Origin of the sequence: Nocardia sp. NPDC060255 (assembly GCF_042727395.1) — a bacterium.
In the GTDB taxonomy this organism is placed as follows: domain Bacteria; phylum Actinomycetota; class Actinomycetes; order Mycobacteriales; family Mycobacteriaceae; genus Nocardia.
In genome coordinates, this window is the sequence record NZ_JBHXAU010000012.1 from 31,635 (window position 1) to 46,568 (window position 14,934).

Sequence of the window (14,934 nt, forward strand, 5' to 3'; positions counted from 1 at the left end):
ACAGATCACCCCGGCAACTCCGCCGGTGTTGATCTACGGACCGCCCTAGCGTTGGTACGACAAACTCTCCCGCAGTGTCGGTGGCGAGCGTTAGAGTCCCCCCATGAGGCGCGCGCGAGGAATGTGGACGGGTGTGGCGGCGGCATTGCTGCTCGCCCTCGGGACGGTCACGGCTTGTTCATCCGACCAGGACAAGGCGAGCGGCGTCTGCGACACGGTGCCGAACGGAACGCCGGTGGCCGCGACGCCGGCCGGTACCACCGGCGGTAAGACGCCGGACATCAGCACGAATCCGGAGATCGCCACCGGATACCGGTCGGGGATGACGCCGGTGCACACGAAGACGTTCGCGGTAGCGACGGCGAACCCGGTGTCGACGAAGGCCGCATGTGCGGTCCTGCGGGACGGCGGCACCGCCGCGGATGCGCTGATCGCGGCGCAGGCGGTGCTCGGATTGGTGGAACCGCAGGCCTCCGGCCTGGGCGGCGGCTCCTTCATGATGTATTACGACGCGGCCAGCAAAACCGTCGACGCCTACGACGGACGCGAGCTCGCGCCCGCCGCGGCGACCGAGAACTATCTGCGCTGGGTCGACGACGTCGACCGGAGCCAGCCGAAGCCGAACGCCCGGGCCAGCGGCCGATCCATCGGCGTGCCCGGCGTTTTGCGGATGCTGGAGATGGCGCATCGCGATCACGGCAAGACCGGCTGGCGCGAGTTGTTCGATCCCGCCATCCAGCTCGCCGACCACGGCTTCCCGATCAGCGCCCGCTTCGCCCAGCAGATCGCGGAGTCGGCCAAGGATCTCGCCCTCGACGACGCCGCGAAAGCCTACTTCCTGAATCCCGACGGCACCGGCAAGGCGGCCGACACCACGCTGACCAACCCGGCGATGGCGAAGACGTTGGGCGCCATCGCCTCCGACGGCGCGCAGGCCTTCTACACCGGCGCGATCGCGAAGGACATCGTCGACGCGGCCACCACCACCTCCGGCGGCCGCACCCCCAGCCTGATCACGACCGCCGACCTGGCGAACTACCAGGCGAAGAAGCGCACCGCCCTCTGCACCGGCTACCGCACGCACGAAATCTGCGGCATGCCGAGCCCGTCGTCCGGCGGCATCACCGTCGCCTCGACCCTCGGCATCCTGGAGAACTTCGACCTCGCCGCCCTGCCACCGGACAACCTCGGCTCCGGTGCCGAAGCCCGCAACGGCGGTAAGCCGAAGGCCGACGCGGTGCACCTCATCTCGGAGGCCGAGCGCCTCGCCTACGCCGACCGCAACAAGTACGTGGCCGACACCGATTTCATTCCGCTGCCCGGCAATTCACCGCAGACCCTGTTGAACAAGGACTACCTCAAGCAGCGCGCCGGCCTGATCGACCGCGGCCACAGCATGGGCACCGCGCAGCCCGGCGACTTCGGCCCCGTCCCGCTCGGCGTCGGCCCGCAGCCACCGGAACACGGCACCAGCCACATCTCCGTGGTGGACAAGTACGGCAACGCCGCCGCGATGACCACCACGGTCGAATCCGCGTTCGGCTCGTTCCACGTCGTCGACGGCTTCGTGCTGAACAACCAGCTCACCGACTTCTCCGCCGACCCGCTCGGCACCGACGGTGTCCCCGTGGCCAACCGCGTCCAGCCCAGCAAGCGCCCGCGCAGCTCGATGGCCCCCACCCTGGTCTTCGACAAGGCCCCCGACGGCACCCGCGGCCCCCTCTCCTATGTCACCGGCTCCCCCGGCGGCTCGGTGATCATCCAGTTCGTCGTGAAAACCTTGATCGGCATGCTCGATTGGGGCCTCGACCCCCAACAAGCCGTCTCGTCGCTCTCGTTCGGCGCGGGCAACGCCCCGGAAACCGGCCTCGGCGGCGAACATCCGAGCATCATCACCGCCGACAACGGCAACACCGACCCCCTGGTCATTCGCCTCCGCGAACTAGGCCACAAGGTCTCGATAGCTCCCCAATCCAGCGGCCTCAGCGCACTCCAACACGACGGCCAAGGCTGGGTCGGCGGCGCCGACCCCCGCCGCGAGGGCGCGGTCCTCGGCGACGACCGCTGACGACCACCCGAACGCCACGCGAGAACCCATCCGTACACCCACTGTGTCAGCCGAACACCCAGTACACGAGGTGAGCGCATTACACAAAGGGTGAGCGGCCTCCAACGCGCCACGCGGGCAGCAGAATCCGCACCTTAACTCGGGATCGGCACTGGCTATAGGGCCCTATTCCGAGTGCCGATCCCGAGACAGAGTGCAGATCTCGGGCATGCCGGGGTCGGGGTGCACCCGGCGGGGTTGATCGCGCACTGAAACCGCCATGGACCGCCTGATGGGGTTGATCGCGCACCGAAACCGCAGCCGACCACCCCGCTCTTGTCCAAAGCGCTTGTGACGCAACCACAGCCAGATGACCACCTCGGGAACGTGACATCGCGCACCTGACGCGCACCTAAAGCCGGGTACGGCACACGACGCGCCCAGCACTACTCACAAGAAAACATGGGATCAGGTCTTCAGCTCAATGAACAGGTCATCGCCTGGAATCCCTAAGAAGCACTTGCCCGGATAAGTGCACCTTTCCGAGGGTCTGTTTGTGTACAGGTCCGGGTTGGTATACACACAGAGAACTCCGGTGGTGTGCTGGCTCCGAGATTGTCGACTGGTTCATCAGATGACCGGAGTAGTGCTGGGCACGTCAGGTGGGGTCCCCGACTTGCTCTACCGCGGCCTGGGTAATAAATGTGCGGTTGGGAGCGGGAGGACTGGCTGTGGTGCTGTTCTCGAGCGCTTTGGACGGGAGTGAGGATGTCGTGTGGCGGTTTGGGGACCGCTGCGGCTCCGACGCACTCCCTTTGTGGCGGCCGAACACCGTTTCCGTAAGCCTCACACCCGCTGTACCGGGTGTTCGGGTGACAGAAACGGTGTTCGGCTGACAGTGGGGACGCGGTGGTGGTCGGATTTCATGATCAACGGGACATGGTGGCGGCAATGTACGAGTAGGGCCGCCACCATCTCCCGTTCGACGGTCGCGTTGATGCCGTTTGGTGGCGCATCCTGGCTGTGCGGCTGTGACAGCAGCCGCACCGGCTCTCGGAATCCGCACGCTGCCTAGGGTCAGAGTGCGCGCGAATCCTTAGAAACAGAGCGGATCCGTTGCTGTTGGCGGCGGAATCAGCGGGGCAGGAGCATGGGGTAGACGACGGGGCCGTGGTCGATGGTCAGTTCGCCCTGTTGGACGAAGCCGAAGCGTTCGTAGAACGGCAGGGTCGCGCGGGAATTGCAGACTACGAAGCAGGGTTCGACGGAGCTGGCGAGGCGTTGTTCGAGCAACGATGAGGCGAAGCCCTGGCGCTGGGAATCGGGGCGGGTGCCGACTGCGGCCAGGTACAGGTGTGGCACGTCGGGGCGGGCGTCTTCCATTTGGCGCGATGCCGCGAGCGCTCGCGGTAGGTGTCCCTTCAGCGCTCGTAACAGGCTGAACGGCTTGGCGATCGAGGAGACGATCCCGGCGGGTTCCCACAGCGCGACGCTGACGATGTTCCCGTCGTCGTCACACGCGGAGTCGACCATGCCGGTCTCGGCTCGCGACGCGATGCGCGAATCCCAGAAGCCAGGCAACGCGTGCTCCCGCATCGCCGGCCGCGGCCAGAGATAGGTCATCAGCGGATCCTCGGCGAAGGCCGCCGCAAGGACGAACGCACCGGTCTGCATAGGTGCAGGTTAACGGGCCACCCAGCGCATACCCCGGCATGAACCTCCGACACGCGACCGTGTCGGAGTCCTCAGGTCACTCCTGGTCGGCGGTGTACTTCGCGCCGAGCTCGCGCAGCTTGTCCATCGCCTGGGCGGCATGTTCCTTGTCGTTGGAGCGAATGGCGAGCATGGGGACGTAGTCGTCGTTGACGAGTTCCAGGCGGGCCCACGCTTTTTTGTCCGGGAAGGTGACACCCCGCACGGTGTCCCACGGGAAGTCACTGTCGCCCAAGATGTTCCGGACCGAGACGCCGTTAGCGCCGACGCGTACGCGCGGGCGAGTGAGCAGGAGAACGGCAGCCGCGATGAGGAGACCGATACCGATCATCGCGAGCTGGTCGGCGACCCGGAAGTTGACGCCGGTCGAGCCAGTCCGCAACCAGATGCCGCCGGCCAGGAACGCGATAGCGATCACGGCGGCGACGATCCGGGCAGTACGCACCGCACGACGCGGCCGCACCTCGAGTTCCCACTCGGGCAGATCACCCTGTCCCGCAACGGGTTCGGCGTTCCTCCGGAATATCCGTACAACCGGCATCAGATACCCGTCCCACGCACGCGTCGCGGCAACACACCGATGCACCGCCCCTGCTCGCCGACGCACGGTGCAGCCAACGCTCCTAACCTGCCGACACCGGGGAGCACGGACTCTGCCCTGCCACGCATCGACGGTCGGACTCCACCCGACAACGCAAGGTAGGGCGACCGCAGCCCGACCCGGCCCGGCAACAGACGAGAGAACGAATCTTGCTCAGCCACGCCCATCGACAGACTCCGCCCGGCCATACTCACAATGCGGACTGCCGCAGCGAGCGCAGGGTGAGCGCGGCATCGAGCGCCGCGGCGCAAGCCTGCTCGCCCTTGTTCTCAGCGGAACCAGGCAACCCGGCGCGGTCCAGCGCCTGATCTTCGTCGTTCGTGGTGAGCACCCCATTCGCAACCGGCGTACCAGCATCCAGCGAAACCCGGGTGAGCCCGGCGGTCACCGCATCACAGACATACTCGAAATGCGGTGTGCCGCCACGGATCACCACACCCAGCGCGACCACCGCGTCGTGCGAGCGGGCCAGTTCCTGCGCCACCACCGGCAGCTCCATCGCACCCGCGCACCGCACCACCGTGACGTGCACGACGCCGGCGTCCTTGGCCACCTGCTCGGCGTTGGCCACCAGGGTGTCGCAGATCGTGGTGTGCCAGCGCGACGCGACGATGCCGAGTTTCAGGTCCTTGGCATCCGCGAGCGCGAAAGTCGGTACGCCGGTACCGCTCATCGATGTCTGCCTCTCCGTGAATCAGCGGGCGGTCTCGCCCATATCGAAGTCGTCGAGCCCGATCAGGTCGTGGCCCATCCGGTCGCGCTTGGTCCGCAGGTACCGCAGGTTTTCGGCGTTGGCGCGCAACGGCATCGGCACCCGGTCGGTGATCTGCAGCCCGTATCCGTCCAATCCGACCCGCTTGGCCGGATTGTTGGTGAGCAGCCGCATCGTGCGAATCCCGAGGTCGACCAGGATCTGCGCGCCGGTGCCGTAGTCCCGTGCGTCGGCGGGCAGCCCGAGCTCCAGGTTCGCGTCGACCGTGTCGTGGCCGGAGTCCTGCAGCTGGTAGGCCTGCAGCTTGTGCATCAGCCCGATGCCGCGGCCCTCGTGCCCGCGCATGTAGAGCACCACGCCGCGGCCTTCCTCGGCCACCATTTCCAGCGCGGCGTCCAGTTGCGGACCGCAGTCGCAGCGCAGCGAGCCGAACACGTCGCCGGTGAGGCACTCCGAGTGCACCCGTACCAGCACATCGTCGCCGTCGGCGATATCGCCGCGCACCAGCGCGACATGCTCGACCTCGTCGTAGATGCTCTGGTATCCGACGGCCATGAATTCGCCGTGCGCCGTGGGGATCCGCGCCTCGGCGACCCGGATGACGTGCTTCTCGTGCCTGCGCCGCCAGGCGATCATGTCGGCGATGGAGATCATCGCGAGGTTGTGCTCGTCGGCGAAGACGCGCAGCTCCTCGGTGCGGGCCATGTGGCCCTCGTCCTTCTGGCTGACGATCTCGCAGATCACGCCCGCGGGCCGCAGCCCGGCCATCCGGGACAGGTCGACCGCGGCCTCGGTGTGGCCGGGCCGACGCAGCACGCCGCCGTCCTTCGCGCGCAGCGGGACCACGTGGCCGGGCCGGGTGAAGTCGTCGGCCTTGGCCTCGTCGGAGGCGAGCAGTCGCATGGTGGTGGCGCGGTCGGCACCGGAGATGCCGGTGGTGATGCCCTCGCGGGCGTCGACCGACACGGTGTAGGCGGTGCCGTGCTTGTCCTGGTTCATCGCGTACATCGGCGGCAGGCCGAGCCGGTCGCAGTCGTCACCCGTGAGCGGCACGCAGATGTATCCGGAGGTGTAGCGAATCATGAAGGCCACCAGCTCCGGGGTGGCCTTCTCGGCCGCGAAGATGAGGTCGCCCTCGTTCTCGCGGTCCTCGTCGTCGACGACGACGACCGCCTTACCTGCGGCGATGTCGGCGACTGCGCGCTCGATGGTGTCGAACCTGGTCACGTCTGTTGTGCTCCATCTCGAAATAGGTCCGCCACTACACTACGGCCTGGCTCGCGGATGTTGACCGCCCGGCCGTTCACCCGCGCTGCTGCAATCGTTCGACGTACTTGGCGATGACGTCCACCTCCAGATTGACCGTAGTCCCGACGGTGGCGAAGCCGAGGTTGGTCATGGCGAGGGTGGTGGGGATGAGCGAGACCTCGAACCAGTCCCTGCTGTCGGTTTCGGCGGGTTCGTCGCTGACGCCGAGGCCGGAGACGGTGAGCGAGATGCCGTCGACGGTGATCGAGCCCTTCTCCACCACATAGCGGGCGATCGCGTCGGGCAGCGAGATGCGCACGACCTCCCAGTTCTCCGAGGGGGTGCGGGAGAGCACGGTGCCGGTGCCGTCGACGTGGCCCTGCACGAGATGTCCGCCGAGGCGGCTGTTCAGCGCGGCGGCGCGTTCCAGGTTGACCTTCGATCCGGTGTCCAGCTTGCCGATGCTGGACCGGTTCAGCGTCTCCTGCATGACGTCGACGGTGAACGAATCGCCGCCGATCACCTCGACGACGGTCAGGCACACGCCGTTCACCGCGATCGAATCACCGTGCCCGGCATCGGAGGTCACCAGTGCGCCCTGGATCGTCAGCCGGGCGGCGTCGGCCAGCCGCTCGGTGGCGACGATCTCGCCCAGTTCCTCGACGATGCCTGTGAACATGCCTGACTCCCTGTCGCGTCGTTGTCCCCGGTTGCGGAACAGCCCGGCCGCGACGGGTATTCCCGCCGGTCGGTGCCGCTGGCCCCAGCTTAACGACGGCTCGTCGTAGCCGACAGCACGGTTCCGCGTTGTGGAAACCATCGGACCTCATCCCGGCAACCGCCGAGGGAATCAAACCGCCCGCCGGGCCACGCCCGCCTGTCCAAACGGCCAATAACGAATTAATGTCGAATTAAGTTCGAGCATGCGGATTTGTCACACAATTCATGTCGACGATAATTGTTTGATCGCATTATTGATACCGCAAAGTTGCGTTTTGCAGACCGCTAGCAAACCCGCGAATCCTTGGCATACCCACTCGCAACACACTTTTAACGTTTGCTTGCGCCGTGACAGAAATAGCAGCAATATTGTTATGTAGCTGATTCCTACCGTTCAACTTCCGATCCGAGCAGTTCGATGCGGAACCGTTCGACCTGGTGACGCTGGTGCAGACCCAGGAAGTTCGACCCAGGGATTGTCCACCACTCGAGGAAGTCAGATAACCACAGTGGGTCAAATCAAGTTCGACACAGTTGGGGGCGCGCAGTGACCACTCTTCTCGATTCGACGCTGGAAGTTCGCTGCGTACAGTACCGGCGCGAATTGCACCTGCCCGCCTCGATCGATCCCACCTCGCGTCGCATTCTGCTGCATATCGGCGCCCATTACGGCGCCATCACCATGCCGGCCGATCTCGGCGAGCGAGTGCGGCAACGGCTCGAACAGGCCGCCATCGCGGGACCGATCGTCGATCATCCGCGCGCCAAACGCTGGACCTTCCTGACCGGTCCGTACCGTCCGGACACCCTGAGCGCCGCGGTCTCCGCCGAGCTGTTCCGGATGTACGCCACGGTCGCCTGCACCGGCAGCCAGGTCGTGCTGCCGTCTCCGGACGACGAGCACACCGGCTATCGCACCTGGATCCGCCCGCCCGAATCGGCGACCACCCGGCCGCCGCTCAACACGGTGATCGAGGCGACCCGCGCCATCGGCACCCGCAAAGTCCGCGTGCTGTAAGCGTTTTCGCGGATCAGACCGTTCGCAGCGCGGCGGCCTGCCTGCGCAGCTTCTCGACAGCGGCACCGGGATCGGCCGTGTTGTACACAGCGGACCCGGCGACGAAACAGTCGATGCCCGCCTCAGCTGCGGCCTCGATCGTGTCGGTGTTGATGCCACCGTCGATCTCCACCAGCAGGCGCAGCTCGCCCGCGTCGACCAGATTGCGGACGATGCGCGCCTTCTCCAGCACGTCGGCGATGAACGACTGACCGCCGAAACCGGGCTCGACGCTCATCACCAGCAGCGTGTCGAACGAACGCAGAATCTCCAGGTACGGCTCGATCGGTGTGTTCGGTTTCACCGAAAGCCCGGCCTTGGCACCCGCCGCGCGAATATCGCGGGCCACCGCGACCGGATCGTCGGTCGCCTCGGCGTGGAAGGTCACATTGTGCGCGCCCGCCTCGGCGTACGGCGGCGCCCAGCGGCCCGGGTCGTCGATCATCAGATGGCAGTCGAGGGGGATGTCGGTCGCCTTCAACAGGCTCTCCACCACCGGGAGCCCGAGCGTCAGGTTCGGCACGAAGTGCGCGTCCATCACATCGACGTGTAGCCAGTCGGCGCCGGCGACCGCTCGCGCCTCGTCCGCGAGGTGTGCGAAGTCGGCGGACAGGATGGAGGGGGCAATCATCGGGACGGCCGGACGCGCGTAAGTCGGGGTGGACACAACGTCGCAGTCTATCGGTAGTGGGGGTTGCCCAGCGCGGGAGTGGGTAGCCTGATGAGGGTGATCAACATTTCGGCGGAACAGGGGCTGTACAGCACCCCGGTGGAGATTCGGGTGGCCGCATCGGTCACACAGCTGCCCATCGTTCGTGGGCTCGCCGAAACTCTGGTCCTACTAAGCGATTTCACGCTGGACGAGGTAGCCGACATCCGGCTGGCCGTCGACGAGGTCTGCTCGACGCTGATCGCTGTCGCCGGACCCGACACCAGCTTGAACTGTCGATTCACCGTCGGCGAGACCGAATTACTGGTCCGCGTCAGTGGAATCGCCGCCAAGGCGGGCTTACCGGATCAGCGCAGCTTCGGCTGGCACGTGCTGCGCACGCTCACCGATGAGGTACAGGCGACCCAGGATTCGTTCGATTCGACGGTTTCCGGATATCCGACGACGGTCGAGTTCCGTCGGGTCCGGGGGAAAGCGTAGTGGCGGACGAGGACACCGTGTTCGACTCCGATCGCGACGACAACGCCGATACCGTCACCGATGCGGCGGAGCAGCCCGCCGACGACGCGGAGACCGTCACCACCGAGGACGCCGCCGAGGAAACCGAAACCCTCGAAGCCGTGAAGACCGTCGCCAGCTACGACGACCTCGGGTTGCTGTTCGAACAGCTCGGCGCGGCCAAGCCGGGGACCGCGCGGCACACCGCGATCCGCGCGGAACTGATCAGCCGCTGCATCCCGCTGGCCGATCACATCGCGCGCAAATTCAGCGGGCGCGGTGAGCCGTTCGACGATCTCACCCAGGTGGCGCGGGTCGGGCTGGTGCACGCCGTCGACCGATTCGACGTCGAGCGCGGCTCCAACTTCCTCTCCTTCGCGGTGCCCACCATCATGGGCGAGGTCCGCCGCTACTTCCGCGACAACACCTGGGCCATGCGGGTGCCACGCCGGGTCAAGGAGACCCATCTGCGGATCGGCGCGGCCATCGACGCGCTCTCCCAGCGCCTCGGCCGATCACCGACCGCCAAGGAGATCGCCGCCGAACTCGACGTCGACCCGGACGAGGTGACCCAGGCCGTCATCGCGGGCAACGCCTACCAGCCCAGCTCCATCGACGCGGCCACCCTCGGCCGCGACACCGACGCGTCACTGCTGGACACCCTCGGCGAGGAAGAGACCCAATTCGACCGTGTCGAAGAGTATGTCGCGATTCGCCCGCTGCTGGCCGGGCTGCCCGAGCGGGAGCGGCGGATCCTCACCATGCGGTTCTTCGAATCGATGACGCAGACCCAGATCGCCCAGCAGATGGGCATCTCGCAGATGCACGTCTCCCGCATCCTCGCGAAAACCCTTGCGCGACTGCGGGAACAGTCCAGTCGCGAGTAGCCGGCTCAGTACGTTTGGAACTCACGCTGCCCGCGCACTTTCGGCGGCGCGGTGAGCCACCATGCGTCATCGAGCATTTCGCGCAACCGTTCGGGATCGATGCGGTCCAGATCGATGAGGATGAACCCGGTTCCGTCGTAATGCGGTGTGGTGAAGAAAGCCGGATCACCGGAGGCCAGTAGCGCCTCCTTCTCTGTCAGATCACACACCAGAGCCAAACCCCCTTCGGCCTCGATGCGCAACCTGCCGAACCCTCTCCCACCCACCTTCAGTGCCGGGCTACGCCACCACGTCGATTCCTCGACACCCGGCAGCCCGGTCGCAATCTTGACCACGTCTTCCCAAGTCAGTGCCATAAACGCCAGTCTGCTCGCTGACCATGCGCCCCGGCTTGGACAAATGGAACCAACGAGCTGGACAACTGATCACTGGGAACTGGTGTCGGCATCGCCCGAGAAGCCAACTACACCAGTTCCCCCTCGGTCGAGGACTATCGCGTCATCGCCGCGCACAGCTCGGAGCAGCGCGCTTTCCACGTCGCTGCGCACAAAATCGCTGGCTGATTCGCACGCGGCCAGCAAACTCATGCGCAGAGCGCAGTGCTAGCTCACAGGTCAACTCGGAACCGCCTGTCGCCCAGGCTTCGCCGACGGCGCACACCAACGCCAACGTTCCGTGCCGCCGCGCACATTCCACGCAGCCGCGCACGAAATCGCTGGCCGAACCGTGCGCGGGCAGCGGAATCGTGCGCGGGGTGGGGTCAGGGTTTGCGGAGGGCGGACATGAACATGGCGTCGGTGCCGTGGCGGTGGGGCCAGAGTTGGGCGGTGGGGCCGTCGCCCAGGTCGGTTACGCCGGGGAGGAGGTCTCGGGCGTCGAGTTGTTCGGCGCCTAGGCGGCGGGCCGCGTCGGCTACGACCACGACTGTTTCCGAGAGGTGGGGGGAGCAGGTGGAATAGAGGAGGACGCCGCCGGGGCGGAGGAGATCCCATGCGGCGGTGAGTAATTCGCGTTGCAGGGTGACGAGTTCGGCGACGTCGGCGGGGGTGCGGCGCCAGCGGGCCTCGGGGCGGCGGCGGAGTGCGCCGAGGCCGGTGCACGGTGCGTCGACCAGGATGCGGTCGTAGCCGGGGGTGAGTCCACTGTCGCGGCCGTCGGTGACGTGGACGTCGACGGGCATGCCCTGCACGGACTTTCGGACGAGTTCGGCGCGGTGTTCGGCGGGCTCGACCGCGTCGACGCGGAAGCCGTCGATGGCGGCGAGGGAGCCGAGCAGTGCGGCCTTGCCGCCTGGTCCGGCGCAGAGGTCCAGCCAGCGACCGCCGTCCGGCCCGTTCAGTGGCGCGCGGGTCAGTGCGAGTGCGACGAGCTGACTGCCCTCGTCCTGCACACCGGCCATGCCTTCGCGGACCGGCTCGAGTTTTCCTGGGTCGCCGCCGTCCAAATACACCGCGTAGGGCGACCAGCGGCCCTCTTCTCCGCCGGTGACCAGCGCCAATTCCTCGGCGGTGATCTCACCGGGCCGGGCGACGAGGTGGACCGCAGGCCGCGAGTCATCGGCAGCCAGCGCGTCACGCAGCTCGCCCGCGCGTGCGCCGAGCGCATCGGCGAAGGCTTGCGCGATCCACACCGGATGCGCGAACTCGAATGCCAACCGCCCCACCGGATCCTGCGGCGCGAGCTGCTCCACCCACTCCTCGACGGTCTTCTCCCCCGCGCGCCGCAGCACCGCGTTCACGAAACCCGCCTTGCCCGCACCGAATTCGGCGCGCGCCAGCGCCACCGAGGTATCCACCGCCGCGTGCGCCCCGATCCGGGTCCGCAGCAGCTGATAGACCCCCAACCGCAACACATCCAGCAACGCCCCATCGATTTCCGCGATCGGCCGCCCCGCCCCCGCCTCGATCACCGCATCGAGCAACCCACGCGAACGGCATGCCCCGTAGGTGAGCTCCGTCGCCAACGCCGCATCCCGCCCACTGATCCGCCGCTCCCGAAGCAGCCCCGGCAGCACAAGATTCGCGTACGCATCCCGCTCCCGCACCGCCCGCAACACATCACGCGCAACCAGCCGAGGCGCGTCAACGGAATCGCTCACGCCAGACCGTCCACCCGAAGCCGATCCCCGATCCTTCGGTCCGCCACCACGTTTCGCCGCCACAACCGGCCGCCCCGCAGTATCCGCCGAACGCGAACCCTGCGCCGACTGCCCGCTACGACGTGGTGCCGACCGACCAGCACCAGTCCCCGCACCACCTTTCGCCGATTCCGCACCGCGCTGAGCGCCCGAACGCTCAGCCGAACTATCGGCCGAACGCGAACCGCCCCGGGCAGACTGAGCGCCGCCCGCTGCGGACCGACCAGCCGAACTATCGGCCGAACGCGAACCACCCTGCGCCGACTGCCCGCGCACCGCCGACCGGCCAGCCGACTCATCGGCCGAATGCGAACCACCCAGCGCAGGCCGTCCCCCGCGCGCCCCCGCCCGGTCGTTCGAGCCATTGCCCGAACGCGCACCACCCGGCGCCGATTGCCCGCCGCGCGCCGCTGCTGACCGGCCAGTCGGACCATCGGTCGAACGCGAACGCTCCTGCGCCGATCCACCTCGACTGGATTCCGACCGGCCCGCGGCCGAATTCGACGATGCCGCACGACGCACCGGACGGTCACCACTCTGCTCGTCGGACCTGTTCCACTTCGACTGTGCGGGCCGTTGATTCGAGCCGCCGGGCCGTCCGCGAGAGTCGTCACGTCGTGGCGCGGACTGTCGCGGCGAGTCTCCCGCGCGCGCACTGTTCGTCCGGGCCCCCGTATTCCCGCGTCCGGATTCGGCACCGTTCGATCTATCGTTGCGCGACCGATCCGAGTCGCGAGACTCGTTGCCACGCTTGCGTTCCGGGGGCGTCATCCGACCACCGCGTCCTGCTCGAACCCGGCGTCGACAGCCCCGTCGACCAGGAAATCCTCGCACCGTGCTGACATGCTCCACCGCTCTCGTTGAGGTCGCGGCGCATCGCCACGGATATGAAGACTGCGGGCCACCTTCGCCCGCGCCTGGGGCTCGCCGATCAGACGATCGACAAGCGACACTCCACCGCGCTCGGCCGCAAAAGTGCTCCGCGACAGGGATCGGGCGCATTCACCGCCACCTGCCTTCGGCCCCGCCAGGGTCCTTCCGTCAAGACGATCGAGGATCGTCACTCGACCACCGCGCCCGGCTGCAGTCGGGCGCCGCGGGCCCAGTCGAGGGCCGCCATCATGCGTTTACCTTGTGGCTGAACCTGATCCAGGCGGATCGCGGTGGTTGCGGTGCCTACGTAGACGCCGGATTTGCGGACCTCGATGGTGCGGGGCGGCAGGGTCTCCTCGACCAGTTCGATCGGACCGAGCTTCAGTCGGTTGCCGTCGACCGAGGTCCATGCACCGGGGGCCGGGGTGACGGCGCGGATGCGGCGGTTGATGGCGAGGGCGGGCAGGTCCCAGCGGATGTGCGCGGCGTCAGCGGTGATCTTGGGCGCGTGCGAGACGCCCTCGGTCGCCTGCGGAACACCTTGCAAGGTCCCGTTTTCCACGCCGTCGAGGGTCGCTTCGAGTAGCTGTGCACCGCTGAGGGCGAGCCGCGCGAGCAGTTCGCCCGCGGTGTCGGTGACGGCGATCTTCTCGGTCACCATGCCGAACACCGGACCGGTGTCGAGCCCGGCCTCGATCTGGAAGGTGGACGCGCCGGTGATCTCGTCGCCGGCGTCGATCGCGGCCTGTACCGGCGCCGCGCCGCGCCAGGCGGGCAGCAGCGAGAAGTGCAGGTTGATCCAGCCGAACCGGGGGATGTCGAGCACACGTTGCGGCAGCAGCGCGCCGTAGGCGACCACCGGACAGCAGTCGGGCGCCAGCGCGGTGAGCTGTTCGATGAACTCGGGTTCGGACGGTCGCCGCGGCGTCAGCACCGGAATCCCGTGCTCGTCGGCCAATAACCCGACCGGTGACCTCGTCACCTTGCGCCCGCGACCGGCGACGGCGTCGGGCCTGGTCACGACCGCGATCACCTCGTGGCGCTCGGATTCGATCAACCGCCGCAGCGACGGCACCGCCGGATCCGGCGTGCCCGCGAAGACAATGCGCATCAACGCCCCCGTCCGAACGGACCGGCCTGGCCCGTTCCAGTCACCGACCGCGACGGCCGCGCCGTCACACCCGCACTGAACCAATCGGATTCACGAATGGTCCGCATCGCGTCCTTGCGCGCGGCGGGGTCCAGTCGATCGATGAACAGCACACCGTCGAGATGATCGGTCTCGTGCTGCACGCAGCGGGCGAGCAGCCCTTCGGCGGTGAATTCGACCGGCGCACCGTGCATGTCGACGCCGGTCGCCCGCACCCGCAGCGCACGCCGCGTGTCGTAGCGCACACCGGGAATCGATAGGCAGCCCTCGGGCCCGACCTGCTCCTCGTCGCCGACCACTTCCCACAGCGGGTTCACCAGATGCCCCGCGGCGTCATGAGTGTCGTACACGAAAACACGCAACCCCACTCCGATCTGCGGTGCGGCCATGCCGACGCCACCATCGTCGTGCATGGTGTCGGTCAGGTCGGTCACCAGCTGCTGCAGCTCCCGGTCGAAGTCGGTGACCTCCGCCGCGCGGGCACGCAGAATGGGATCGCCGAACAGGCGAACAGGCTGAATGGTCACGGCAAACTCCCGGAAGCGACGAACACGGTCGTCTCATTCTAGTGAGACGACCGAATGTCCCCGATCCACCAGCCCGAAGCTGGTAGAACTCCAG

General features: G+C 67.3%; 15 protein-coding genes. 4 read left to right on the forward strand and 11 right to left on the reverse strand.

The features are described from left to right. Positions 1-103: 103 nt before the first annotated feature. Entirely contained in the window at positions 104-2,068 is a 1,965-nt protein-coding gene (locus ACFWF1_RS22155; RefSeq protein ID WP_379291967.1) for a gamma-glutamyltransferase family protein, read from the forward strand. 1,113 nt (positions 2,069-3,181) lie between these two features. Here the strand turns inward: ACFWF1_RS22155 and ACFWF1_RS22160 are convergent. From ACFWF1_RS22160 to ACFWF1_RS22180, 5 genes are all read right to left on the reverse strand, one after another. After that, positions 3,182-3,721, reverse strand: a complete 540-nt coding sequence (locus tag ACFWF1_RS22160) for a GNAT family N-acetyltransferase (RefSeq protein ID WP_379291966.1) — start codon at positions 3,719-3,721, stop codon at positions 3,182-3,184. Positions 3,722-3,797: 76 nt separating this feature from the next. Then, positions 3,798-4,301 carry a PH domain-containing protein gene (locus tag ACFWF1_RS22165; RefSeq protein WP_379291965.1) on the reverse strand — a complete coding sequence of 168 codons (504 nt, stop codon included), beginning with the start codon at positions 4,299-4,301 and terminating at the stop codon, positions 3,798-3,800. 250 nt (positions 4,302-4,551) lie between these two features. Continuing rightward, the gene (gene ribH, locus ACFWF1_RS22170; RefSeq protein WP_379291964.1) at positions 4,552-5,034 is read right to left on the reverse strand and encodes a 6,7-dimethyl-8-ribityllumazine synthase; all 483 of its coding nucleotides are present in this window, start codon (positions 5,032-5,034) and stop codon (positions 4,552-4,554) included. 21 nt (positions 5,035-5,055) lie between these two features. Beyond that, positions 5,056-6,300, reverse strand: coding sequence for a bifunctional 3,4-dihydroxy-2-butanone-4-phosphate synthase/GTP cyclohydrolase II (locus tag ACFWF1_RS22175; RefSeq protein WP_379291963.1), 1,245 nt, complete (start codon positions 6,298-6,300; stop codon positions 5,056-5,058). Positions 6,301-6,376: 76 nt separating this feature from the next. Then, complete coding sequence (locus ACFWF1_RS22180; RefSeq protein WP_379291962.1) at positions 6,377-7,000, reverse strand: riboflavin synthase; 624 nt, start codon at positions 6,998-7,000, stop codon at positions 6,377-6,379. A gap of 588 nt (positions 7,001-7,588) precedes the next feature. Between ACFWF1_RS22180 and ACFWF1_RS22185 the strand changes: the two genes are divergently transcribed. Then, entirely contained in the window at positions 7,589-8,059 is a 471-nt protein-coding gene (locus ACFWF1_RS22185; RefSeq protein WP_379291961.1) for a hypothetical protein, read from the forward strand. Positions 8,060-8,072: 13 nt separating this feature from the next. Here the strand turns inward: ACFWF1_RS22185 and rpe are convergent, their stop codons facing one another. Further along, on the reverse strand, positions 8,073-8,729 hold the full coding sequence (rpe, locus tag ACFWF1_RS22190; RefSeq protein ID WP_379291994.1) for a ribulose-phosphate 3-epimerase: 657 nt from the start codon (positions 8,727-8,729) through the stop codon (positions 8,073-8,075). A 96-nt stretch (positions 8,730-8,825) separates the two neighbouring features. Here rpe and ACFWF1_RS22195 point away from each other — a divergent pair, with 96 nt between their 5' ends. Both ACFWF1_RS22195 and ACFWF1_RS22200 read left to right on the forward strand, forming a co-directional pair. Continuing rightward, positions 8,826-9,248, forward strand: a complete 423-nt coding sequence (locus ACFWF1_RS22195; RefSeq protein WP_357392013.1) for an anti-sigma factor — start codon at positions 8,826-8,828, stop codon at positions 9,246-9,248. Beyond that, positions 9,248-10,153 (forward strand): RNA polymerase sigma factor SigF, encoded by a 906-nt coding sequence (locus ACFWF1_RS22200; RefSeq protein ID WP_379291960.1) that lies wholly within the window; start codon positions 9,248-9,250, stop codon positions 10,151-10,153. Before ACFWF1_RS22195 ends, ACFWF1_RS22200 begins: the two co-directional genes overlap by 1 nt. A gap of 5 nt (positions 10,154-10,158) precedes the next feature. Here ACFWF1_RS22200 and ACFWF1_RS22205 read toward each other — a convergent pair whose 3' ends face one another. The 5 genes from ACFWF1_RS22205 to def all read right to left on the reverse strand — a co-directional run bounded on the left by ACFWF1_RS22205 (position 10,159) and on the right by def (position 14,840). After that, the gene (locus ACFWF1_RS22205; protein WP_379291959.1) at positions 10,159-10,509 is read right to left on the reverse strand and encodes an MmcQ/YjbR family DNA-binding protein; all 351 of its coding nucleotides are present in this window, start codon (positions 10,507-10,509) and stop codon (positions 10,159-10,161) included. Positions 10,510-10,913: 404 nt separating this feature from the next. Next, complete coding sequence (locus ACFWF1_RS22210) at positions 10,914-12,251, reverse strand: RsmB/NOP family class I SAM-dependent RNA methyltransferase (protein ID WP_379291958.1); 1,338 nt, start codon at positions 12,249-12,251, stop codon at positions 10,914-10,916. Between the two features lie 806 nt (positions 12,252-13,057). Further along, entirely contained in the window at positions 13,058-13,354 is a 297-nt protein-coding gene (locus ACFWF1_RS22215) for a hypothetical protein (RefSeq protein WP_379291957.1), read from the reverse strand. Further along, positions 13,351-14,274: a methionyl-tRNA formyltransferase gene (gene fmt, locus ACFWF1_RS22220; protein ID WP_379291956.1), complete on the reverse strand. Its 924-nt coding sequence runs from the start codon at positions 14,272-14,274 to the stop codon at positions 13,351-13,353. Before fmt ends, ACFWF1_RS22215 begins: the two co-directional genes overlap by 4 nt. Continuing rightward, a complete protein-coding gene (gene def, locus ACFWF1_RS22225) occupies positions 14,274-14,840 on the reverse strand; it encodes a peptide deformylase (RefSeq protein ID WP_379291955.1) in 567 nt (188 codons plus the stop codon). Before def ends, fmt begins: the two co-directional genes overlap by 1 nt. Positions 14,841-14,934: the final 94 nt, after the last annotated feature.

Excerpts from the sequence above, each read along its gene's own strand:
- ribH (WP_379291964.1), bottom strand. The coding sequence starts at position 5,034 with ATGAGCGGTACCGGCGTACCGACTTTCGCGCTCGCGGATGCCAAGGAC.
- ACFWF1_RS22180 (WP_379291962.1), bottom strand. The coding sequence starts at position 7,000 with ATGTTCACAGGCATCGTCGAGGAACTGGGCGAGATCGTCGCCACCGAG.
- ACFWF1_RS22205 (WP_379291959.1), bottom strand. The coding sequence starts at position 10,509 with ATGGCACTGACTTGGGAAGACGTGGTCAAGATTGCGACCGGGCTGCCG.
- ACFWF1_RS22165 (WP_379291965.1), bottom strand. The coding sequence starts at position 4,301 with ATGCCGGTTGTACGGATATTCCGGAGGAACGCCGAACCCGTTGCGGGA.
- ACFWF1_RS22160 (WP_379291966.1), bottom strand. The coding sequence starts at position 3,721 with ATGCAGACCGGTGCGTTCGTCCTTGCGGCGGCCTTCGCCGAGGATCCG.
- fmt (WP_379291956.1), bottom strand. The coding sequence starts at position 14,274 with ATGCGCATTGTCTTCGCGGGCACGCCGGATCCGGCGGTGCCGTCGCTG.
- ACFWF1_RS22155 (WP_379291967.1), top strand. The coding sequence starts at position 104 with ATGAGGCGCGCGCGAGGAATGTGGACGGGTGTGGCGGCGGCATTGCTG.
- rpe (WP_379291994.1), bottom strand. The coding sequence starts at position 8,729 with ATGATTGCCCCCTCCATCCTGTCCGCCGACTTCGCACACCTCGCGGAC.